The 21,044-nt window shown below is 59.9% G+C and carries 21 protein-coding genes; 9 read left to right on the top strand and 12 right to left on the bottom strand.

Annotation, left to right across the window (positions count from 1 at the left end; genetic code table 11):
* Window positions 1-261: 261 nt before the first annotated feature.
* Window positions 262-1,443, bottom strand: a complete 1,182-nt coding sequence (locus ACR0AG_RS13970) for a Zn-dependent hydrolase (protein WP_480839872.1) — start codon at window positions 1,441-1,443, stop codon at window positions 262-264.
* A 139-nt stretch (window positions 1,444-1,582) separates the two neighbouring features.
* Between ACR0AG_RS13970 and ACR0AG_RS13975 the strand changes: the two genes are divergently transcribed.
* Genes ACR0AG_RS13975 through ACR0AG_RS13990 form a run of 4 tightly spaced genes read left to right on the top strand, consistent with a single transcriptional unit; the run spans window position 1,583 to window position 5,072 of the window.
* Window positions 1,583-2,233 (top strand): histidine phosphatase family protein, encoded by a 651-nt coding sequence (locus ACR0AG_RS13975; protein ID WP_480839874.1) that lies wholly within the window; start codon window positions 1,583-1,585, stop codon window positions 2,231-2,233.
* Between the two features lie 10 nt (window positions 2,234-2,243).
* Window positions 2,244-2,858: a glutathione S-transferase family protein gene (locus tag ACR0AG_RS13980; RefSeq protein WP_480839876.1), complete on the top strand. Its 615-nt coding sequence runs from the start codon at window positions 2,244-2,246 to the stop codon at window positions 2,856-2,858.
* A 15-nt stretch (window positions 2,859-2,873) separates the two neighbouring features.
* Window positions 2,874-3,926: a saccharopine dehydrogenase gene (locus ACR0AG_RS13985; RefSeq protein WP_480839878.1), complete on the top strand. Its 1,053-nt coding sequence runs from the start codon at window positions 2,874-2,876 to the stop codon at window positions 3,924-3,926.
* Between the two features lie 3 nt (window positions 3,927-3,929).
* Window positions 3,930-5,072, top strand: coding sequence for a saccharopine dehydrogenase family protein (locus ACR0AG_RS13990; protein ID WP_480839880.1), 1,143 nt, complete (start codon window positions 3,930-3,932; stop codon window positions 5,070-5,072).
* Between the two features lie 37 nt (window positions 5,073-5,109).
* Here ACR0AG_RS13990 and ACR0AG_RS13995 read toward each other — a convergent pair whose 3' ends face one another.
* The 5 genes from ACR0AG_RS13995 to ACR0AG_RS14015 all read right to left on the bottom strand — a co-directional run bounded on the left by ACR0AG_RS13995 (window position 5,110) and on the right by ACR0AG_RS14015 (window position 8,169).
* Window positions 5,110-6,273 (bottom strand): tetratricopeptide repeat protein, encoded by a 1,164-nt coding sequence (locus ACR0AG_RS13995; RefSeq protein ID WP_480839883.1) that lies wholly within the window; start codon window positions 6,271-6,273, stop codon window positions 5,110-5,112.
* A gap of 125 nt (window positions 6,274-6,398) precedes the next feature.
* Window positions 6,399-6,599: a DUF1127 domain-containing protein gene (locus tag ACR0AG_RS14000; protein WP_480839885.1), complete on the bottom strand. Its 201-nt coding sequence runs from the start codon at window positions 6,597-6,599 to the stop codon at window positions 6,399-6,401.
* Between the two features lie 45 nt (window positions 6,600-6,644).
* On the bottom strand, window positions 6,645-6,872 hold the full coding sequence (locus ACR0AG_RS14005) for a DUF1127 domain-containing protein (protein WP_480839887.1): 228 nt from the start codon (window positions 6,870-6,872) through the stop codon (window positions 6,645-6,647).
* Between the two features lie 124 nt (window positions 6,873-6,996).
* Complete coding sequence (locus ACR0AG_RS14010) at window positions 6,997-7,314, bottom strand: DUF3775 domain-containing protein (RefSeq protein ID WP_480839889.1); 318 nt, start codon at window positions 7,312-7,314, stop codon at window positions 6,997-6,999.
* An 87-nt stretch (window positions 7,315-7,401) separates the two neighbouring features.
* Window positions 7,402-8,169, bottom strand: coding sequence for a DUF1365 domain-containing protein (locus ACR0AG_RS14015; protein WP_480839891.1), 768 nt, complete (start codon window positions 8,167-8,169; stop codon window positions 7,402-7,404).
* Window positions 8,170-8,324: 155 nt separating this feature from the next.
* Between ACR0AG_RS14015 and ACR0AG_RS14020 the strand changes: the two genes are divergently transcribed.
* Genes ACR0AG_RS14020 through ACR0AG_RS14030 form a run of 3 tightly spaced genes read left to right on the top strand, consistent with a single transcriptional unit; the run spans window position 8,325 to window position 10,101 of the window.
* Window positions 8,325-8,981 carry a sigma-70 family RNA polymerase sigma factor gene (locus ACR0AG_RS14020; protein ID WP_480839893.1) on the top strand — a complete coding sequence of 219 codons (657 nt, stop codon included), beginning with the start codon at window positions 8,325-8,327 and terminating at the stop codon, window positions 8,979-8,981.
* Window positions 8,982-8,991: 10 nt separating this feature from the next.
* A complete protein-coding gene (locus ACR0AG_RS14025) occupies window positions 8,992-9,642 on the top strand; it encodes a ChrR family anti-sigma-E factor (protein WP_480839895.1) in 651 nt (216 codons plus the stop codon).
* 54 nt (window positions 9,643-9,696) lie between these two features.
* Window positions 9,697-10,101: a hypothetical protein gene (locus ACR0AG_RS14030; protein WP_480839898.1), complete on the top strand. Its 405-nt coding sequence runs from the start codon at window positions 9,697-9,699 to the stop codon at window positions 10,099-10,101.
* A 3-nt stretch (window positions 10,102-10,104) separates the two neighbouring features.
* Here the strand turns inward: ACR0AG_RS14030 and ACR0AG_RS14035 are convergent, their stop codons facing one another.
* The 6 genes from ACR0AG_RS14035 to ACR0AG_RS14060 all read right to left on the bottom strand — a co-directional run bounded on the left by ACR0AG_RS14035 (window position 10,105) and on the right by ACR0AG_RS14060 (window position 17,441).
* Window positions 10,105-11,334 (bottom strand): DNA recombination protein RmuC, encoded by a 1,230-nt coding sequence (locus ACR0AG_RS14035; RefSeq protein ID WP_480839899.1) that lies wholly within the window; start codon window positions 11,332-11,334, stop codon window positions 10,105-10,107.
* A gap of 52 nt (window positions 11,335-11,386) precedes the next feature.
* Window positions 11,387-13,252, bottom strand: coding sequence for a DNA mismatch repair endonuclease MutL (gene mutL / locus ACR0AG_RS14040; protein WP_480839901.1), 1,866 nt, complete (start codon window positions 13,250-13,252; stop codon window positions 11,387-11,389).
* 293 nt (window positions 13,253-13,545) lie between these two features.
* Window positions 13,546-14,475: a metal ABC transporter permease gene (locus ACR0AG_RS14045; RefSeq protein ID WP_480839904.1), complete on the bottom strand. Its 930-nt coding sequence runs from the start codon at window positions 14,473-14,475 to the stop codon at window positions 13,546-13,548.
* Entirely contained in the window at window positions 14,472-15,677 is a 1,206-nt protein-coding gene (locus ACR0AG_RS14050; RefSeq protein ID WP_480839906.1) for a metal ABC transporter permease, read from the bottom strand. Before ACR0AG_RS14050 ends, ACR0AG_RS14045 begins: the two co-directional genes overlap by 4 nt.
* Window positions 15,678-15,680: 3 nt before the next feature.
* Complete coding sequence (locus ACR0AG_RS14055) at window positions 15,681-16,484, bottom strand: metal ABC transporter ATP-binding protein (protein WP_480839908.1); 804 nt, start codon at window positions 16,482-16,484, stop codon at window positions 15,681-15,683.
* A 3-nt stretch (window positions 16,485-16,487) separates the two neighbouring features.
* Window positions 16,488-17,441, bottom strand: coding sequence for a metal ABC transporter solute-binding protein, Zn/Mn family (locus tag ACR0AG_RS14060; protein WP_480839910.1), 954 nt, complete (start codon window positions 17,439-17,441; stop codon window positions 16,488-16,490).
* Window positions 17,442-17,642: 201 nt separating this feature from the next.
* Here ACR0AG_RS14060 and deoC point away from each other — a divergent pair, with 201 nt between their 5' ends.
* Both deoC and ACR0AG_RS14070 read left to right on the top strand, forming a co-directional pair.
* Complete coding sequence (gene deoC / locus ACR0AG_RS14065) at window positions 17,643-18,641, top strand: deoxyribose-phosphate aldolase (RefSeq protein WP_480839912.1); 999 nt, start codon at window positions 17,643-17,645, stop codon at window positions 18,639-18,641.
* 47 nt (window positions 18,642-18,688) lie between these two features.
* Window positions 18,689-21,022 carry an aldehyde dehydrogenase family protein gene (locus ACR0AG_RS14070; RefSeq protein ID WP_480839914.1) on the top strand — a complete coding sequence of 778 codons (2,334 nt, stop codon included), beginning with the start codon at window positions 18,689-18,691 and terminating at the stop codon, window positions 21,020-21,022.
* Window positions 21,023-21,044: the final 22 nt, after the last annotated feature.

Consider the following 21,044-nt stretch of genomic DNA (forward strand, 5'->3'; position numbering starts at 1 on the left):
CAGGCATCTCCCAGCCCGCAAAATCAACCAACTTACCTCCCAACTCAACATGCAAAGCATAAAGTGGAGTGCGACTAAGTGAGGTCATGACGGATACCTTTCGCAAGTCTATCTGCAGCATGCCGTCAGTCTGAAGAAAGCAGAGCATTTTGCAACGATCTACTTGATTCCATCCCGTCGGCATACGGGTGCATACGTTTCGAATTTCCTATAGGAAACTTTTTTTCGCGGGGCAACACTCAAGATCGTGAAAGTCAATGTTCAGGCGATTTCGACCGCGCGCTCCAGCACCTGCAGACCGGCAATCAGATCCTCCTCGGACGTGTCCTCGGCAAAATCATGGCTGATGCCATTGATCGAGGGCACGAATACCATCGCAACCGGCATCAGACGCGAAACGTTGGAGGCATCGTGCAACGCACCCGACGGCATCCTGCACCAGTTACCCGGTGCGACTGCCTCGGCCCCAGATTCCAGCGCGCCGCGCAGGGTCGGGTCCATCGCAACGGGCTCGATGCCGAACAAATGGCCCATTTCCAAGAACATACCCTGTTCACGAGCCACCTCTTCAACCGTTGTCTGGATGATATCCTCCATCCGCTTCAGCCGGTCGGCATCGCCGTCGCGCCACTGCATCGAGAACTGGACCCGTCCGGGAACGATGGACGATGCGTTGGGATGAAGATCGACGCGCCCGATGGTCCAGACGGTTTGCGGTGCCACCACATTGCGCAGCCGGTCATTGAGACGCGTGTTGAACTGCGACAACGCCTGAAACGCATCGCGGCGCAGATGCATGGGTGTCGTACCGGCGTGGTTCTGCTGACCTGTCAGAGTGATGGTGCGGTCGCGAATACCGACGATATCGGTGACCACACCAATCTGCTCACCCGATTCGTCAAGGGCGGGGCCCTGCTCGATATGCATCTCGATAAAACCGGTGAACCGACTGGGGTCCACGAAATCCTGCGCCAAGCCCCGCATAGATGCGCGCGCTGCCTCAAACGGAATGCCAGCGTCATCAAGCAACTGATCGGCCTCATCCAGCGACCGTCCGCCCGACCAGATCGTCGATCCTGTCAGGGTACCGAACCGCCCTTCTTCGTCCTGAAAACTGACGACCGAGATCGGTCGGTCACTGGCGCGCGCGATTTCTAAGGCGGCAATTACGCCCAACGCGCCGTCCAGCCAGCCGCCTTCGAGCTGGCTGTCGGAATGCGAGCCCATCAGAAGCGACGGCCCATCGGCTAGCCCAAACAGGTTGCCAACCGGATCGAAATGCGGGGTCAGCCCGGCCTGCGCCATACGGTCGGCCAACCACTTGCGCGCGGCGATATCTGCGTCGGAAAAAGCGGGGCGAACAACGCCTTTGCCCACGCCAGAGGCCCCAAATGACCGCAGTTTATGCAGACCGGCCAGAAAACGCGTGTGATCGACAGCCATGCCTTTACCCCTCATTCAATCCTTGGGGGGGACCATAGCGGCAAACCGCGGCGTGACGAGGATTTTTCCACCGATCCACCAAACCCCTCTGGCCCCGGCCCCGAACCTGCCCTAAGACTGCCCCGCAAGAGGGACGGACATGTCACATATCACATTGGTGCGCCACGGGCAGGCCAACACTGCGGCGCGCGACGAGATCAGTTATGACAAGCTCAGCGATCTGGGGCATCAGCAGGCGCGGTGGCTGGGCGCACATCTGCGCGATACCCGCAACCACTATACCCGGACCTATTGCGGCACCCTGACCCGCCATTCCGAAACCGCCGCCAGCATGGGGCTGAGCGAACCGGTCCGCGATGCCCGTTTGAACGAGATCGAATACTTCACGCTCGCGCAGCTCTTCGAAGAACAGCATGGTGTTGCGATCCCGACCGACCGAGAGGGTTTTGTCGAGCATCTGCCAAAGACCTTTGCCGCCTGGGCCGATGGCGCGCTTGAGGGCGCACCCGAGACGTTCGAAGCGTTTGAAACCCGTGTTCGCGAGGCGCTGCATGATATCGGGACCCAGGGTGGGCCAGCCATAGTTGTGACGTCGGGCGGGCTGATCTCGATGGTGGTGCGGCAGGCGATGGGTCTGGATATCCCGTCGATGGCCCGCGTGGCCCTTGCCATCATGAACACGTCGATGCATCGTCTGCACCCGATTGGGGCACATCTCAGCCCGGTTTTGTTCAACGCAGTGCCCCATCTGGAAGCCCCCGACCGGCAATTCGCGCAGACCCATCTGTAAGGAGACCCCGATGCAGCTTTACTACGCCCCGCGCACGATCTCGGTCGCTATTGCGATTGCTTTGGAAGAAGCCGGGCTGGAATACGAGGCGATCAAGCTGGACTTCGCCGGGGGCGAACAGACCAAACCCGCCTATCGGCAGATCAACCCAAAGGGCCGCGTTCCTGCCCTGATCGTTGACGGCGGCATCCTGACCGAGACCGGCGCGTTGCTGGATTATGTTGCGTCCCTTGCGCCGGATGCGGGTCTTGTGCCCGATGATCCGGTGATGGCCGCTCGGATGCGCGAGGTGATGTATTACCTTGCTTCGACCATGCATGTGAACCATGCCCACAAGATACGCGGTGCCCGCTGGGCCGACAAGAAATCCAGCTGGAAGGATATGCAGGGCAAGGTCGCGCAGACCATGACCGCCTCTTGCAACTACATCGTTTCAAACGGGCTGCGCGGGCCATTTATACTGGGTGATGCGTTCTCGCTGGCCGATGCTTACCTCTATGTGGTGTGCAGCTGGCTGGAAGGGGACGGCGTGGATGTCTCGGCCTTTCCCAAGATCCTCGCCTTCCGCGACGCGATGGAGGCACGCGCCTCGGTTCAGGCGGTGCGCGCCGCCGGAATGCTCTGACGCAAAGGAACTGACATGACACATCTCTGGGTCCGGGCAGAACAGCGCCCGAACGAGGAACGGGTCGGGCTGACCCCCGAAGGTGCCGCCGCCCTGATCGCCGCAGGTATCCGCGTGACGGTCGAGGACAGTTCCGTCCGCGCCATCCCGCTGGACGGCTACAGAAACGCCGGGTGTGAGATTGCGGCTGAGAACGCGTGGCCTGACGCGCCGCAGGACGCGATCATCTTTGGCCTGAAAGAACTGCCCGAGGACGGCACTCCCCTGCCCCATCGCCACATCATGTTCGGCCATGCCTATAAGGGTCAGCATTCCGGGCGCGCGCTGCTGGAACGCTTCAAGGCGGGCGGTGGCACGCTGTATGATCTGGAGTATCTGGTCGATCCAGATGGCCGGCGCGTCGCCGCCTTCGGCTATTGGGCCGGTTACGCGGGCGCGGCAGTGACACTGAAAACATGGGCCGCGCAGCAGCGCGGCCAGGAATGCCCCCCAGTCGGCGTCTACCCAAACAAAGACGCGCTGAACGCCGAATTGCTGGCTGAACTGGACGCCACTGGCAACCGCCCGACCGCTATCGTTATCGGCGCTTTGGGGCGCGTGGGCACGGGTGCGGCTGACATGTGTCAGGCCATGGGCGTCGCCGTCACCAAATGGGACATGGACGAAACTGCCAGCGGCGGGCCTTTCCCGGAAATCCTGAACCATGACCTGTTCCTGAACTGCATCTTCGCCCGCCCCGGAACGCCGGTCTTCGTCCCGCGCGAGGCGCTGACCGCGCCGCGCAAACTGACCGCGATCGGCGATGTGGCCTGCGACCCGGACAGCGACTATAACCCCGTGCCGGTCTATGACCGTGCCACCACTTGGGACGCTCCCGCCCTGCGCGTCGCCAGTGATCCGGTGATGGACGTGATGGCCATCGACAACCTGCCATCCATGCTGCCGGTCGAAAGCTCGCAGGACTATGCCGCGCAATTGCTGCCCTCGCTGCTGACCCTGACAAATCTGGACAGCGGCGTCTGGGGCCGGGCGGAAGCAACTTACAAATCACATATTGAAGGGATCTGAGCGATGACAATTCACTGGTGTGGCACCGGCCTGTCGGCCATCCCCGGCCTGCGCCGCCTGATTGAAGGCGGCCACAACGTCACTGTCTGGAACCGAACCATTGAAAAGGCAAAAGCCGAGGTCGGGGACCTGACCGACGACATCCGCGTCTTTGACATCGACGCGCTGGGTGCGGTGCTGGAAAAGGGCGATGTGATCGTGTCGATGCTGCCGGGCGACTGGCACGTTCCGCTGGCAGAACTTGCCATTTCGAAACAAGCTAATTTCGTCTCGTCCTCTTATATCGCGCCCGAGATGCGCGCATTGGATGATGCCGCGCGCGAGGCCGGTGTTGCACTGGTCAACGAGGTCGGGTTGGACCCGGGCATCGACCACCTGATGGCACATGCGCTGGTCGCCGACTACCGGGCATCGGACGCGTTCGATCCGCAAAACCACCTGAGCTTCATCTCTTATTGCGGCGGCATCCCCAAGAACCCCAACCCGTTCCGGTACAAATTCAGCTGGTCGCCTTTGGGCGTGCTGAAAGCGCTACGGTCCCCGTCGAAATCCATCCGCGACTACGCCCCGCTGGACGTCGCTCGCCCGTGGGACGCAATCAGCAGCTATATCGCGCCGCTGCCCACGCCCGAAAGCTTTGAGGTCTACCCGAACCGCGACTCGCTGCCTTTTATGGCCGAATACCAGTTCGAGGATCACTGGACCGTCAAGGAATTCGTCCGCGGCACCCTGCGCCTGAACGGCTGGGCGGATGCGTGGGCGGATGTTTTCACCGAGATCGAAACTCTCTCAGGCCCCGAAGGCGAAGCGCGCCTTAAGGAAATGTCCGATCAGTTCTGGGCCGAGAACGCCTATGACGAAGGCGAACCCGACCGCGTGGTTCTGTGCGTGGGGTTGAAGGCCGAGCGCGACGGTATCCCGGTTTGGCACAAAACCTATGTCATGGACGCCTGGGGCGACGCGCGCGGTACGGCGATGGCGCGGCTGGTCTCGGTCCCCGTCTCACTGGCTGTCGAGGCCGTCCTGAACCGCGCAATCCCGGCCGGTGTTCACGCAGCCCCCAGCGATCCGAAACTGGTGCAGGACTGGATGGGCCAGATCGACATTCTGGCGCAGCATTTGCAGGTGGTGGATCACACGGTTTGAATTTCGGGTGACGACCGGGCTTTGCCCCGGTCGGAGCTCAATTTGCGTAGACATGGGCCAAGTCCAGCAGGTTTAAGCGAACCGCCATGTTGAATTGCTTCTCTGCTAACCGCTCAAATTCCTCTTTTTCCATCGGCGCTATTCCTATCTGCTCATAATCCTCTTTTTCTTCTTCCGATAATTCAAAATAGATGAATTCGCCTCCAGATACACAGTCAAACAATTTGTGAGTTTGAATTAACCGTCTGGGCAAGTCCGATGGAATCGCTTGACTGTCAGAGAGGGGGAACCAACCGCCAAACGTCGAAATGTATTCCCCTGAAATGTAGCGCGTGGCAAGCTGAGTGTCGGAATCGATTAGATCACGCAGCGTCTGATATTCTGTGTTCTTTAGAATGCGCTCGACTTCTACGGGCCTTTCCCGGGAATAGTCTTCAATTACATCATCGCATTCGAGGATTGGGTAGGACCCACGTTTGTCAGGCAACAATGGAGGGCAGTTTTCAGCCAAAAGCATGCAATGATAGCCATATCTCCATCGATATTCTGAGTTATGTAAATCGTCGACCAGATCGTCTCTAAGTTTTAAGGTGATTTTCAAGAACGCTGCGTGACTTTTAGGAAATCGTGATGGGTTCCAGGTTACTTCTTTAACACTGTCACCCGGCAACAGAACTGCAATTTTGCCTTTGGCCCAATCCTGACTAACCAACTCGTCTATGACTTCATATAGCTCCAGTTCCGTGAGAAGTTTGTACTTGGTTCGTAAGGAGTACTTATTGTCGGGGTCCACAACCAGCGACTGATCAATTGCTGTCAGAGCATCCAAGTAGTTTTCGGACTTTATGAAAACGGTTGCTTTCCATTGCCAGGGAACAGGGCTTTCCGGGTCCTCTGCGATGGCCAGATCAGCCTGAACCAAAGCGTCGTCCAATTTCTGCTCGCGTATGAAAGCCCGCAATTTATGCCGGTGCAACAGCGATCGGGTCGAGGGTTCTTTGGCCGTCCAGGTCAGAAGGAAATCACAAGCCTGCAAGGCCTCTTGCGGCGTGGCATCGACCCCGTTGCATGTAAGGACCATTTCCTTGTGTTTCTGACCCAGAAACAAGACCGCGCAGATCGCAAGGATCGTAAACGCCAGCAGCCAGCGGGCAATGGGTGATTTACGCTTTGGCGCGGGATCAGAGGAATTCAAAGACATTAAAAGCAACCAGTTTTATACTTCTGGTTGCATCTAAGACACTCACGCCGAACAAGTAAATGGGTGCGGGTGGGCATCTGGCACTTTGCGGGCCAAACCGAAGGTCTGACCCGCAATTCGTTGTTTCAGATATACTGCGCTATAACCGCTTCGACGTCGATGCGGTTGATGCCCAGCTCGGACAGTTCGTGGTCTGACAACCGGTTCAGCTCTTGCGCGGCATTCACGACATCGGCGCTGATTGCACGCATTTGCATGGCCCGATCAAACAGCAAAAGCGTGCTGTTGTTGGTGCCGGCTCCGATAATTGGTTCTGCGTCAAACATGGTCGTCGCCTCCTCTTCAGGGGTTACAATGTCTCGGACGGCGCGTTAAGCGCCCAACGAAGCGTGTTCGTAGACGCTCTGATGGGCACGTTGCCTGATCTCGGCACGCGGCACGCCAATGTCGTTGAGTTGCTTGTCACTCAGGCCTTCAAGCTGACGCACGGTTTTGGCAAAAAGCTGTTTGCGGAATTGTTCGACCCGCGCCTCGGCATAGTTCGAAAACAACCCGGCAAAGAAGCCGCGATACGGTGTTGCGGTATGCGTATATTCCATGACTTGTTCCTCCAAAAAACTGTTCACCTTGGTTTGGTTACAGTTCAGATAAAGGAACTCATCCTTAACGCTGGCACAGCGTTGCATTAAGACGCGTTAACCTAAGGTCAACTGCCGTCCCGGCTCACATCAGGTCGTTTTCTACATCCTCGGCAGAAATGCCCATCGCATCCAGACCGTTTTCAAGGTGATCCGACATATGCGGCGTCCCGATCATGTAATCGGCGCAGGGGGTCGAGGCCTCGGCCTTGGCGGTTGCGATGGCCTCGGGCAGATCCTCGGCAAAAAAGCTTTCGCGCCCGATCCACATGATGGCAACCAGTTCGGCTTGCTCGTCCTCGCTCATACGGTCGATGAAGGCGCGCAATTCGCCCTCGGCGCGACCCAGTTCGCGCCCCATCATGGCCACCTGAGCAACTTTTCTGGCAGAAATCTCCAGCATCTGACCCTCTCCTTCGTGTTCGCGGTTTCAGGGTCATTCAAACCGCGCAAGAAGGGGATCGTCTTTGATCTCACGCAAACAGCGCAATCATTGCTGCCGTGACCGGGACACCGGATCTGGCGGAACCGGCGCGGTTCGAAACGGCGTGAACCGGGCCTTTTTGAGCGCCAGAATAACGGCCTGCCAAAGGATCAGCGCAAAGGCCCGGCGCGCACCAAAGGGTCGTCGGACCAGCGCCCACAGTATCGCCCGGTTGCTGAGCGAGGCGCGCGGACCGGTCAGGGTCGCGATCAGCCCGCCCTCTTCACGGCTATAATCGATCCAGACGCCAACCCGGTCCTGTCGGTAATCAAAACGGAACGTATAGCTGCCTTCGATCTTCTGGAACGGTGAGACATGCATCAACTTGTCCGCCACGATACGGTCGGTCGGTTCGATCGGCGACCAATCCGGTTTGTGACACAGATAGCTGTGGCGCGTGCCATAGGTGTTGGTGACCTCAGCGACCACGGCAACCAATTGATCCGCGCTGTCAAAGCAGAACCAAAAACTGACCGGATTGAACACATGGCCAAGCACGCGGGGCTGTGTCAGCAGCTCCAGCCGCGCGGGTTGCGCCACGCCCAGCTCATCCAGGCGTGCGCGCAGCCACGCGGCACCTTCCCCTTTGCCGGGTGCACCGCCATGATCCCGATCCCGCCAATTGGTCACATTCGCCCGGTTGAACGAAAACAGTAAAGGCGTCTTTGCCTGCACCTCGGGGTCAAAGAGGATATAGTCAATGGAATATCGAAAGGCGTTTTCAATCGCACCCTTGCGCCCGTGAAAGGTATGCCCTGCAATGTGATCCAGCAAATTCGTTGCGCCTTTTTGCCGATGGTGGCCCTAAACTGTTCTGAGGGCGCAATTTTCCTTGCATTCCTCTGTCAGTCCTTACGATATTTAGCGCAGACCGGATTAAAACAACCAATGAAAGTGATCCGATTTGGGGGATCCCGCGTAATGGGTATATGTTTACCGAACCTGATACCGCGACGCTGGACGCACCATCGCACGATACGGTTGTGGCGCCTCTGCTTTCTGCCAGGAAACGTGTCAGGGGCAAACCGGTGAACGGATCGAATGACAATTGCGATGCACGGCAGGCGTGGGTTCTGCATGTCAGGCGCATCCGGGACGACAAGGATCAGGCGGCCTTTGCCGAACTGTTCCAGCATTTCGCCCCCCGGATCAAAGCGTTCCTGATGAAATCCGGATCCGACGCCACCATGGCCGAGGAATGCGCGCAAGAGGTGATGGCGACCTTGTGGCACAAGGCGCATCTGTTCGATCCGTCCCGTGCCACGGTGGCGACCTGGGTGTTTACCATCGCCCGGAACAAGCGCATCGACGTGCTGCGCAAGCAACGCCGTCCCGAACCCGAAGATTTGGGTTGGGGACCTGAGGCCGAGCCCGAGCAGGCGGACGTCATTGCGCTGCAACAGGAAACCGCGCAGCTGCGGGACGCTTTGAAAGCGTTGCCAGAGGCGCAAAGACAGCTGATCGAGAAAGCGTATTTCGGAGATCTGAGCCATCGAGAGATTGCATCTCAGACCGGATTGCCGCTGGGCACGATCAAATCACGGATACGGCTGGCGCTGGACCGCTTGCGCCATGCGATGAACTGAGATGACGATGATGAGCAACGAGATCAAACATCACCTGACGGACGACCTGCTGATGGCCTATGCCACCGGCACCCTGCCCGAAGCGTTCGACCTGATGGTCGCCACGCACCTGTCGCTGTGTGATCACTGCCGGGCGCGGGCTGAAAGCTTTGACGCCGTGGGTGGTCATGTGCTGGAAGAACAGGCAGCCGCGGCGTCCCTGAGCGAGGACTCACTGGCCGCGACAATGGCCCTGATCGCGCAGAGCGAACCAGTGCGCAAGCCGACGCAGACTTCGTGCTCGGTCCTGCCCGGTCCTCTGCAGGATTATGTCGGCGGTGATGTCGATGCGATCCGCTGGAAACCCATTGGGATGGGTGTAAAGCAAGCCATTCTTCCAACCACGAAAGAGGCGACAGCCCGTCTGCTGTTTATCCCCGCAGGTACAGCGGTTCCGGATCACAGCCACAACGGCATGGAACTGACCATGGTGCTGAAAGGGTCGTTCTCGGATGAGGTGGATCGCTTCGCCCGTGGCGATGTCGAGATTGCAGATGAACATCTGCACCACACGCCCACGGCGGATATCACGGATGACTGCATTTGCCTTGCGGTCACCGACGCGCCGCTGAAATTCAACAAGCTGATGCCCCGGTTGTTTCAGCCCTTTCTTCGAATCTAAAGCGCCGTCAGGAACCGTGATACACTGACCGGGGTTCAAACCACGTGGGTGATCATGATCAAAGCAGCACTTCTTGGGATTTTGCTTCTGCCGCTAGGCACAGGGGCCTTCGCGCAAATGTCGGCCGAGGTGAAGTTCCAGCCCGGCAATTTCGGAACGATGGTGAATGGCACCATCTCTGGCAACGAATACTTCGACTACACCCTGGGCGCCAAAGCCGGGCAAGAGATGTTTGCCGACCTCAAGGTCAGTGGCACCAATGGCAATGGGGTGATCTATTTCAACATCCTGCCGCCCGGCAGTGACGGGGTCGCGATTTATAACGGGTCCATTGACGGCAACACGGCCCGGATCGACTTGTCCGAGGATGGGAACTACACGATCCGCGTCTACCTGATGGGCAATGATCGCGATACCGGCAAGACTGTCGGGTACAATCTGGACCTGTCAATTCAGTAGCGTTCAGCCTTCGGATTTGCCCAGCGGCACGACGTTGGTGTGTTCGTCCGGGGCCAGTTCTTCGAAATCGAAATTGTCCAGACGCTGCGCCCGGCGACCCGCCTTTTCGGCGCTGATCTTGATTTCGGATATATCCTTGGCCGCCTGCCCGAAATGCCGGTCAAGGTTGGTTACACGATCACCAAGTCGGTTAACGTCTTTATGTAAGGCGGTTAGTTCCTTGCGGATCGCGCCCGCCTGTTCCCGCATCCGTGCGTCTTTCAGGATGGCGCGCATGGTGTTGAGCGTGGCCATGCAGGTCGTGGGCGACACGATCCAGACCCGGGCGGCGAACCCCTCACGCACCACATCCGGCAGGCGCGCGTGCAGCTCGGCATAGATCGCCTCGGACGGAACAAACATCAGCGCACCGTCGGCGGTTTCGCCGTCCAGAATATACTTCTCGGAGATCGCCTTGATATGCACCTTCACCGCCGCGCCGAAGGCGCGTAGACATTTTTCAACCTCTTCGCGGGTCTCCGCTGCGGCCAATGCTTCGAAATCCTCCAGCGGGAATTTGGCGTCGATGACGATGGGGCCGGGCGGGTTGGGCAGGTGGATCAGGCAATCTGCCCGTTTGCCATTCGACAACGTGGCCTGCAGCGAATAGCTGTCGGCGGGCAACGCCTTGGAGACGATATCGTTCAGCTGAATCTCACCGAACATCCCCCGCCGCTGCTTGTTCGACAGAATGTCCTGCAGGCTCAGAACATCGCCGGACAGCTTGGTGATATTGTCCTGCGCCTTGTCGATGGCGGCCAGCCGCTCCTGCAATTGCGTCAGCGAGGTCGCGGTTTGTTTCGATGACCCATGCAGGGTTTCTTTCATCCGCTCTTGCATCTCAGCCAGCGCGCGGGCGGATTTCATTGCGTTATCCGCCAGCCGGTCATTCATCTGCTGCTGCACCGAGGACAGGCGGGATTCTACCGTCTGGATCACTTGCACCTGCGCGTTGGCCTGCGTATCCGACACATGCTGCAACCCGCCGCGCAACTGGTCTTGTCCCTGCCCCAATTGCTGCACGTGCTGGCCCAGATGCGCCATCTGCCGTGCCAAGGGCTCGGCCATTTGGGCCGAGCGTTGGGACGCGCGCAAGGACAGGAACAAAAGCAACAGGATCAGCGTCACAACCCCGCCCGCGATCAGGATCAACGGGTCGTTCAGTGCGTATTGGGTTCCAGAAATCTCGATCATATCGCCTCGGATGTTCTTGTTTTATTCTACATGGCCCGACAGGGCGTTTGGTTCAACTCCGCCCGAACAGACGTTCGATATCAGCGAGCTTGAGTTCTACGTACGTTGGACGTCCATGATTGCATTGACCGGAATGGGGCGTTGCCTCCATTTCGCGCAGCAAGGCGTTCATTTCTTCGGCCCGCATCCGGCGGCCCGACCGGACAGAGCCATGGCAGGCCACGCGGCTGAGGATCGCCTCGATCTTTGCTTGCACCATCTGGCTTTCGCCCTGATCGGCCAGTTCATCCAGAATATCCAAAACCATCGCCCGGGCGTCGACCTCGCCCAGAATGGCCGGGGTCTCGCGTACAGCGATGGCTCCGCCGCCAAAAGGTTCCAGTGTCAGGCCAAGACGTGACAAGTCATCGGCGACCGCCATCAGGCGGGCGCAGTCGGTTTCGGACAATTCTACAATCTCGGGGATCAAAAGCGCCTGCGCGGCCACGCCGTTTGCGGCCATCTGGGTTTTGAGTTTCTCGTAAACCAGACGCTCATGCGCGGCGTGCTGATCCACGATCACCATGCCGTCGGCGGTTTGCGCGATGATGTAATTCTCATGCACCTGCCCACGCGCAGCACCCAGGGGCAGGTCTTGCGGGGCGGGGTCTTCGGGCGCCGGCGTGACAGGCGCGGGGTCAATGACGCTGCCGCTGTAATCCCGCGACAGTTCGGCAAATCCGGGCGCTTGCGCCTGATAAGCCGCGTGCCGCGCCGCAACCGAGGGGCGATCCATCTGATAGACGCGTGCCGGGGTCGGCTGGGCGAGTTGCACCGCCTCGGGTCGCATCGCACCTAATGTGGCATGGGCCACGGTCGACGAGGCGCGATGTCCGGCCTCGGCCAACGCGTGCCGTAAGCTTGAGACGATCAGGCCACGTGCAACGCCGGGGTCGCAAAACCGAACCTCGGACTTGGCGGGATGGACGTTCACATCCACCAGCGTTGGATCACAGTCGATAAACAGCGCCGCCGCCGGATGGCGATCACGGCTGAGAAAGTCGAAATAGGCGGCCCGCAAGGCGCCGGTCAGCATCTTGTCACGTACCGGGCGTCCATTGACGAACAGGTACTGCGCGACGGCTGCACCACGAGAATAGGTCGGCAACGCTGCGTAACCGAACAGGCGGATCCCATCGCGTGTGGCGTCGATCCGCAACGCGTTCTCGGCAAATTCGCGGCCAATCACCCGCGCCAACCGGGCGTGCAAGGCATCGAACAGATCGCCGTTTTCGCGATCCGCGCGGAAGGTCACACGGCCCTCACCCCCGCCCGAGACGTCGCGCAGGGAAAAGGTGACAGCCGGTTCCGCCATGGCCAGACGCTTGACCGTATCGGTGATGGCCTGCGCCTCGGCCCGGTCGGTGCGCATGAATTTCAACCGCGCAGGCGTCGCAAAGAACAGATCGCGCAGTTCAACCACCGTGCCCGCGCGCAGGGCCGCGGGTTTCACCGCGCCCATATTTCCGCCATCCACCTGGATGGTCGCGGCATCTGACCCGGGCACCCGGCTGGTGATCGTCAACCGCCCGACGGCCCCGAGGGATGGCAGGGCCTCACCCCGAAATCCGAAGGTGTGGATGTTCAACAAATCCGACCCGTCGATCTTGGATGTTGCGTGCCGGGACAGCGCCAGAGGCAATTCCGATGCAGAGATGCCACACCCGTCATCCGTGACGCGAATCAGCGTCTTACCTCCGTCAGCGATGTCGATGGCGATCCGCGAGGCCCCTGCATCGATGGCGTTTTCAACCAGTTCCTTGACGGCTGAGGCCGGTCGCTCGACCACTTCGCCAGCGGCGATGCGGTTGATCGCGGCATCATCAAGCTGCCGGATCACCGGAGGATTCGCGCGGATGTTGGGGTTTGCTTGTGCCATACCCCAAGACCTAGCACAGGCACCTACGATTCTACCACTGGTTTGAATGCGGCACCAAAGGGGAAACTGTGGGGAAAAATGAATTTGCCCGACCAAGTGAACATTCCGTCAAGGGGGTCGATTACGGTTGGTTCAACTGGCCGGGCAATTCGAAGTGAGTGGTGGTCGTCGTTTAACAATTGAAGAACATATAGCACGAGACAAGGAATAAATCGCCTTAAGAATCCCTTATTGTTTCCGTGCGGCAAAGTTCAGCCGAAACCGCCGAGGACAGCTTGGCATGAATACGCTTGCTAGCCCTGAACGGGCGCTCCGCCACGGGTCCGGCAGGGGCCAAAAACGGCACAGACGGCCAGAACAAGGCCGGACAGGGTGGCGATCATCCCAGCGGCACTGACCGCATCGTTCCGGCCCAGCCATAAGGGCCCGTACCCGGCCAGCACATAGCCTGCCACCGCCGAAAACGCGGCAAACAGAATGCTCCACGCGATCTGCGCCTCCAGCCGGTTTGTCATCATCCTTGCCGCGGCGGGCGGGCAGATGAACATAGCAATCACGATGATCGAGCCCACCGCATCAAAGGCGGCAACGGCGGCAATGGCGGCCATGATAACCAAAACGATCCCAAGCGCCCCGGTGCGGATGCCGATTGTGCGGGCAAAGCCTTCGTCAAAGGTTGAGATTTTCAGGGGTCGCCAAAACAGCCAGGTGAACAGCGAAACGCCAGCCATGGTGACCGCAATGCGCGGCAGTTCCGGCGGCAGCCCCGCCAAAGCCACCGGATCCAGGACCGAACCCCAACCAGTGGCATCCAGCCAGATCAGGCTTTCGAGATTGCCATAGAGCGCATGTTCAACGTCCAGATGCACGGTCGAGGTATCTGTTTGTTCCAACAGCAGCACTCCGGCCGCAAACATGGTGGTGAACACAACACCCATCGCCGCACCCGGTTCGATCTGTCCCAGTCGGCGGATCGCCTCGATCAGCACAACGGCCAGGATCGCCGCCCCAGCGGCACCCAGCATCATGGGCCAGGTCGAGATTGACCCGGTGACCAGAAAGGCCACAACAATGCCGGGCAGAACGACGTGGCTGATCGCGTCCCCGATCAGCGCCTGTTTGCGCAGCACCAGAAAATTCCCTGGCAACGCGCAGGCAATCGCAGCAAAGGTGCCGATCAGCAGCGGTGTGAGGGACAGGGGCACAAATTCTTCACCGCTCATGAGCCAACCCCCTGCGGACCACCGATACGGCGGTCAATTTCAGCGATCTGGTCGCGGGTCAGGACCGTTTCGATATCGCGCAACCCGTCATAGAGCGCCGCTGTTGCCTCGTGCGACTGATCGGAGCGAACGATTTCCCAGCGTTTCTCATCGCGCAGCGCCTTGGCGGCGCGCGCTTTGCCGGCCTCGGTCGCCACACCATCCGCGCGCACAAGATCGGCCCGCCGCAGCAGGCGCAGTGTCAGCGGTTCATAGATCTTTTGCCCCTGCGCCAGGGCCAGCAGGCCCTGACGGATATGGACGCGGCGCTGGAACCTGAGATGCCGCAACACCGCCGCCAAAACCCCACGCGCAGGCGCCAACAGCATGGACAGGGCAAAAAACCCGAAGCTGACCAGAACGATGATCGGACCGGTCGGCAGGTTCGGAGCCGAGGCCGACAAAGCCGCGCCCAGGTATCCGGCCAGCCCGCCAATCGCACCTGCAAGCAGCACAACCTGGTCTGAACGCTGGGTCCAAAATCTGGCTGTAACAGGCGGCAGGATCAGCAGGGCAACAATCAGGATCAAACCGACGATTTTCAGGCCAACCACGGTAACGGCCAGAACCAGACCCATCATGGCAAGATCAATCCGATGGACGGGCAAACCACGGGCCGCGGCGTATTCGGGATCAAACGCAACCATGGTCATCGGCCTGCGGATGATCATCACCAGCAGCAACGTCGCCGCCCCGCCAACGGCGATGATCATGGCATCCGCCCACAGCATCCCCGCGGTCGAGCCAAGCAAGAAACCCTCAAGCCCCGCCTGTCGACCAACGCCCATCGTCTGGATGATGGTCAACAGCACCACGCCGAACCCAAAGAACACGGACAAAACCGCCCCGATCGCGGCGTCTTCGGCCAGCCGGGTATGGCGGGTCAGCCAGTTCATGCACAGCAGGCCCACGCCTGCGGACATGGCAGAGCCCAAAAGCAGGCCTGCCAGATTGCGACCATCCCCGCCCAGCGCGACAAGGACCATAAAGGCCAGGCACACGCCTGGTAGCGTCGCATGGCTGATTGCATCGCTGACCAAAGCACGCTTGCGCAGGAACAGGAAAGTGCCGGTCACGCCAGCGGATATGCCCAATAATGTCGCACCAATGGCGACCAGCGTGGCGTTATAGCCAAGCTGAAGGCTCAGCGCGTCCCAAAGCATGAGTTATCCCAGCGCCCGCGAAATCTGATCGATTTGGGCGGTGGCCAGTCGGCCTCCGTAGGCCAGTTGCAACGTCTCGGCCGTAAAGACCTGAGATACCGGGCCTTCGGCGACTTTGCGCGTGTTGATCAGGAACACATGATCGAAATAGTCGGTCACCGTTGCCAGATCATGATGTACAACCACAACGGTTTTGCCCGCCTCTTTCAGCGATTTCAGAACCGCAATGATGGCTTTTTCCGTGGCCGCGTCGACACCTGCAAAGGGCTCATCCAGCAGATACAGATCGGCGCCCTGGGTCAGGGCGCGCGCCAAAAAGACACGTTGCTGCTGACCGCCGGACAGTTGCCCGATCTGACGATCCGCAAAATCCTGCATTCCAACGCGCGCCAGCGATTCTGCGGCTCTTGCCCGGTGGTGCGCGCGAACGCGCCCCAGCAGGCCCAGTTCACGCGACAGACCCATCAGCACAACATCAATCACGCGGGTTGGGAAATCCCAGTCCACACTGGCCCGCTGCGGGACATAGGCGACACGGCCCCGCTGGCTGTCAAGCGGAAGGCCAAAAACTGTGACCTGCCCGGACAGCGGTTTCAGGATGCCCAACGCAGCTTTGAGCAGCGTGGATTTTCCCGCCCCGTTCGGTCCGATGATCGCCGTCATCGCACCGGGCTGCACCGTCATGTCGATGGAAAACACGGCGGGTTTTTCACCGTACGAGACCGTCAGGCCACGCACGGCAAGGGGGCTGCTGTCCAGCCCCTGCTCGGATAAAGCAACGCCGTGATCGGTGACCAGGTCCAGCATGGTTCAGAACCCCGCCGAAAGTTTGCCGTTCATGCCGCGCCCCGGCACGTCCGCGCCCAGGGCCCCCGCAATCACCGTTATGTTGTGATCAAGCATCCCGATATATGTGCCTTCATAGGTGCCCGGTTCGCCCATCGCATCGGAATAAAGCTCACCGCCCACGCTGACCGTATGGCCTTTGGCGGCTGCCCCTTCAATCAGCGCCCGGATCGACCGGTCCGAAACCGAGCTTTCCACGAACACCGCCGAAATATTGCGGTCGACAAGCACATCCACCAATTCGCCGATCCGGTTCAAACCGGCCTCGGATTGGGTCGAGATGCCTTGGATGCCCATGACTTCGAACCCGTAGCTGCCGCCGAAATAGCCGAAGGCGTCATGGGCAGTGACCAGCAGACGATTGTCTTCAGGCACCTGTGTCAGGGATTGTTTTGCATAGTCCGACAACTTTTCGATCTCGGCCAGATGGGCCTGCGCGTTTGCTGCAAACATATCCGCCGCCTCGGGGCGCGCGTTGGTCAGTGCCGCCTGCACTTCGACCACCACGTCCTGCCACAGATCGGGCGTCATCCAGACATGAGGGTCGAACTTGTCGTCATAGTCATCGTGACCCCGCAATTTGGCCGGGTCGATCCCTTCGGCCACAGCCACCACTGCCTTTTTACGCTCCAGATCGTGAAAGAAATCTTCCATCTGAGCTTCAAGGTAGAGCCCGTGCCACAACACCAGATCCGCCCGTGTCATGGCGACGATATCTGTGCGCGTCTGGCGATAGGAATGCGGATCAACGCCCGGACCCATCAGGCCTTTGACCTCGACCTCATCACCGCCGACTTGGCGCACCGCGTCCGCGATCATGCCGGTGGTTGCCACCACCTTCAGCGGTGCCTCGGCCCATGCCGCGAAGGGCATGGATGCTGCGAAAGCGAGAGCTACAAGAAAGCTGCGACGAATCATTTGAGATCCCCAAAACCGAGTCCTGTTGAGAATGAATATGCGAACCATTCGCAACATAGTCAATGCTATTGAGAATTATTCGCAAGAAAACATGTATTATTTGTCCAAATGGTAAAAATACTACCGCACAGGGACGGGTTTGCCTTCCATTTACGGGCGACCCGTGCGATTTTGGCGCAAACCTCCCAAAGGACACATCAGATGGATACGCAGAGCTCAGACAGCGCCGTGCGCACCGCGCATCTGCCGCAAGTGACCGAGCCCCGAAACCCCGGAACCGAGCTGGATCTGGATTGGGTGCGCGCGGTGCAGGCCAATACCTCGGCCATTGAACGCCGCGCGGCGACCCTGCCCGGGCGTCGATCGGTCAAAAAGGACTATCAGGCGGCGTGGCTGCTCAAGGCGATCACCATGATCGACCTGACCACGTTGTCAGGTGATGACACCGTTGGCCGCGTGCGCCGCTTGTGCGCCAAGGCACGTCAGCCCGTGGCCCCTTCGGTGCTGAATGCGCTGGATATGCCGCCGATGACGACGGGCGCGGTCTGCGTCTATCACGACATGATCGAAACCGCGGTTGCGGCGCTGAAGGGCACCGGTATTCCGGTCGCGGCTGTGTCGACCGGTTTCCCCGCCGGTTTGTCGCCGTTCCATCTGCGCGTGGCCGAGATTGAAGAAAGCGTCAAGGCTGGCGCCGAAGAGATCGACATCGTCATCTCGCGCCGCCATGTGCTTTCTGGCAACTGGCAGGCTTTGTATGACGAGATGAAAGCCTTTCGTGTCGCCTGTGGCGAGGCCCATGTCAAAGCTATTCTGGCAACCGGAGAACTGGGCAGCCTGCGCAACGTCGCGCGCGCCTCGGCCGTGTGCATGATGGCGGGGGCGGATTTCATCAAAACCTCGACCGGCAAGGAAAGCGTCAATGCCACCCTGCCCGTGTCGCTGGTGATGATCCGCGCGATCCGCGACTATTATGACCGCACCGGGTATCGGGTAGGCTATAAGCCTGCAGGCGGGATTTCCAAGGCGAAGGATGCGTTGGTTTATCTGTCACTGATCAAGGATGAGTTGGGCGACCGTTGGCTGCAGCCGGACCTGTTCCGCTTTGGCGCGTCCTCACTGTTGGGCGATATCGAGCGGCAGTTGGAACACTTTGTAACCGGAGCTTACTCAGCCGGATACAGGCATTCGATGGGCTAAGCCCGTGGTGAAGTCCGGACAGTGAGTATTTGGGAAAAGATGAAGTTATGACCGTCAAAGAAATCTTCGAAACCATGGAATACGGCCCCGCACCCGAGAGCGCCGCCGAGGCTTTGGCCTGGCTGGTCGATCAGGGCGACAAGTTTGGGCACTATATCGATGGCGCGTTCACCAAACCGGCCAAGGGCTTTGACAGCCGCAATCCGGCAACCGGCGAGGTTCTGGCCAAGCTGAGCCAGGCCAAGCAATCCGACGTGGACGCTGCCGTGGCAGCCGCGCGCGCGGCACAACCGGAATGGGAGAAGCTGGGCGGCGCGGGTCGCGCGCGGTATCTTTATGCCATTGCGCGGCTGTTGCAGAAGCATTCTCGCCTGTTTGCGGTGCTGGAGAGCCTCGACAACGGCAAGCCGATCCGTGAATCGCGCGATATCGACATCCCGTTGGCGCAGAGGCATTTCTATTATCACGCGGGCATGGCGCAGTTGATGGAATCTGAGCTGCCCGACGCGCAGTCCTTGGGCGTGTGCGGACAGATCATCCCCTGGAATTTCCCGCTGCTGATGCTGTCGTGGAAGATTGCGCCTGCACTGGCCATGGGCAACACGGTGGTTCTGAAACCAGCAGAATATACCTCACTAACCGCGCTTTTGTTTGCTGACATCTGCACGCAGGCCGGGCTGCCGAAGGGCGTGGTCAACATCGTGACCGGAGACGGCGCAGTGGGCGAGATGATCGTGAACGCCGATGTGGACAAGATCGCCTTTACCGGATCAACCGCCGTTGGGCGGCGCATTCGCGAGGCGACTGCCGGATCAGGCAAGGAACTGACGTTAGAGTTGGGTGGCAAGTCCGCATACATCGTGTTTGACGATGCCGATATCGATTCAGCCATCGAAGGTCTGGTGGATGCGATCTGGTTCAATCAGGGTCAGGTCTGCTGCGCGGGCTCGCGCCTGTTGGTGCAAGAGGGCATCGCCGATCGGTTCCACGACAAGCTGCGTGCGCGGATGGATGGCTTGCGCATCGGCGATCCGTTGGACAAGTGCATCGACGTAGGCGCGGTTGTCGACCCGATCCAATTGCAGACGATCAAGGGCATGGTCGACAGCAACACTGTTGGCGAGGTCTATCAGGCCGCCTGCGCGCTGCCCGAGAACGGTTGCTACTATCCGCCGACGTTGATCTCAGGTCTGGAAACCTCGGACCCGCTGATGCAGGAGGAAATCTTTGGCCCGGTTCTGGTGTCCTCGACCTTCCGCACGCCCGCCGAGGCGGTCGAATTGGCCAACAACACCCGCTACGGGCTGGCCGCGACAGTCTGGACCGAGAACGTCAACCTCGCACTCGACATCGCGCCCAAGCTGGTCGCAGGCGTGGTCTGGGTCAATGCCACCAACCTGTTCGACGCCGCCGCCGGATTTGGCGGCGTGCGCGAAAGCGGCTTTGGTCGCGAAGGCGGATGGGAAGGTCTGGCGGCCTATACCAAGCCCAAGGGCAAAGCCAAGCCGCTGGCCAAGGTCGAAGCCGCGATGGGCGAAGGTGCCCCGGTCAACCCGATTGACCGCACCGCCAAGATGTATGTCGGCGGCAAGCAGGCGCGGCCTGACGGTGGCTATTCGAAACCGGTCTGGGGCAAGTCCGGTCTGTTGGGGCATGTCGGCATCGCCAACCGCAAAGATGTGCGTAACGCGGTTGAGGCTGCAGCGGGAGCCAAAGGGTGGTCCAAGACAACGGGTCATCTGCGGGCTCAGATCCTGTATTACATTGGCGAAAACCTTTCGGCCCGCGCGGATGAGTTTGTGGCCCGTATCAACGCCATGACCGGCAAGAAAAGCGGCGCGAAAGAAGTTGAGGCGTCGATCCAGCGCCTGTTCACCGCCGCCGCCTGGGCCGACAAATATGACGGTCAGGTGCATGGCGTCCCGATCCGGGGCGTTGCGATTGCGATGAAAGAACCGGTCGGTGTGATCGGCGCGCTATGCGCGGATGAGGCACCTCTGCTCGGTCTGGTGTCGGTCCTGGCCCCGGCGATTGCGATGGGCAATCGGGTGGTGCTGGCCGCGTCCGAGCCCTATCCGCTGGCCGCCACCGATTTCTACCAAATCCTGGAAACCTCAGACGTACCGGCGGGCGTGGTCAACATCCTGACCGGCAGCCATGCGGAACTGGCCAAACCGCTGGCGTCGCATCTGAACGTGGATGCGGTCTGGTCGTTCTCGTCCACCGATCTGTCGGCCCAGATCGAGACGGCGTCCGCCGGGAACCTGAAACGCACCTGGGTCAATAACGCCACGGTATTTGACTGGGGCGTGGACCATTCCCGCCGCTTCCTGCAGGCTGCGACCGAAGTGAAAAACATCTGGGTGCCCTACGGCGAGTAGAGCTCCCGTTCAAGGGAGGCCT

Source organism: Ruegeria sp. H6 (assembly GCF_056532975.1).

Bases quoted from the DNA above. Each gene is read 5' to 3' on its own strand.
- ACR0AG_RS13970 (WP_480839872.1), bottom strand. From the start codon at position 1,443: ATGGCTGTCGATCACACGCGTTTTCTGGCCGGTCTGCATAAACTGCGG.
- ACR0AG_RS13975 (WP_480839874.1), top strand. From the start codon at position 1,583: ATGTCACATATCACATTGGTGCGCCACGGGCAGGCCAACACTGCGGCG.
- ACR0AG_RS13980 (WP_480839876.1), top strand. From the start codon at position 2,244: ATGCAGCTTTACTACGCCCCGCGCACGATCTCGGTCGCTATTGCGATT.
- ACR0AG_RS13985 (WP_480839878.1), top strand. From the start codon at position 2,874: ATGACACATCTCTGGGTCCGGGCAGAACAGCGCCCGAACGAGGAACGG.
- ACR0AG_RS13990 (WP_480839880.1), top strand. From the start codon at position 3,930: ATGACAATTCACTGGTGTGGCACCGGCCTGTCGGCCATCCCCGGCCTG.
- ACR0AG_RS13995 (WP_480839883.1), bottom strand. From the start codon at position 6,273: ATGTCTTTGAATTCCTCTGATCCCGCGCCAAAGCGTAAATCACCCATT.
- ACR0AG_RS14000 (WP_480839885.1), bottom strand. From the start codon at position 6,599: ATGTTTGACGCAGAACCAATTATCGGAGCCGGCACCAACAACAGCACG.
- ACR0AG_RS14005 (WP_480839887.1), bottom strand. From the start codon at position 6,872: ATGGAATATACGCATACCGCAACACCGTATCGCGGCTTCTTTGCCGGG.
- ACR0AG_RS14010 (WP_480839889.1), bottom strand. From the start codon at position 7,314: ATGCTGGAGATTTCTGCCAGAAAAGTTGCTCAGGTGGCCATGATGGGG.
- ACR0AG_RS14020 (WP_480839893.1), top strand. From the start codon at position 8,325: ATGTTTACCGAACCTGATACCGCGACGCTGGACGCACCATCGCACGAT.
- ACR0AG_RS14025 (WP_480839895.1), top strand. From the start codon at position 8,992: ATGAGCAACGAGATCAAACATCACCTGACGGACGACCTGCTGATGGCC.
- ACR0AG_RS14030 (WP_480839898.1), top strand. From the start codon at position 9,697: ATGATCAAAGCAGCACTTCTTGGGATTTTGCTTCTGCCGCTAGGCACA.
- ACR0AG_RS14035 (WP_480839899.1), bottom strand. From the start codon at position 11,334: ATGATCGAGATTTCTGGAACCCAATACGCACTGAACGACCCGTTGATC.
- mutL (WP_480839901.1), bottom strand. From the start codon at position 13,252: ATGGCACAAGCAAACCCCAACATCCGCGCGAATCCTCCGGTGATCCGG.
- ACR0AG_RS14045 (WP_480839904.1), bottom strand. From the start codon at position 14,475: ATGAGCGGTGAAGAATTTGTGCCCCTGTCCCTCACACCGCTGCTGATC.
- ACR0AG_RS14050 (WP_480839906.1), bottom strand. From the start codon at position 15,677: ATGCTTTGGGACGCGCTGAGCCTTCAGCTTGGCTATAACGCCACGCTG.
- ACR0AG_RS14055 (WP_480839908.1), bottom strand. From the start codon at position 16,484: ATGCTGGACCTGGTCACCGATCACGGCGTTGCTTTATCCGAGCAGGGG.
- ACR0AG_RS14060 (WP_480839910.1), bottom strand. From the start codon at position 17,441: ATGATTCGTCGCAGCTTTCTTGTAGCTCTCGCTTTCGCAGCATCCATG.
- deoC (WP_480839912.1), top strand. From the start codon at position 17,643: ATGGATACGCAGAGCTCAGACAGCGCCGTGCGCACCGCGCATCTGCCG.
- ACR0AG_RS14070 (WP_480839914.1), top strand. From the start codon at position 18,689: ATGACCGTCAAAGAAATCTTCGAAACCATGGAATACGGCCCCGCACCC.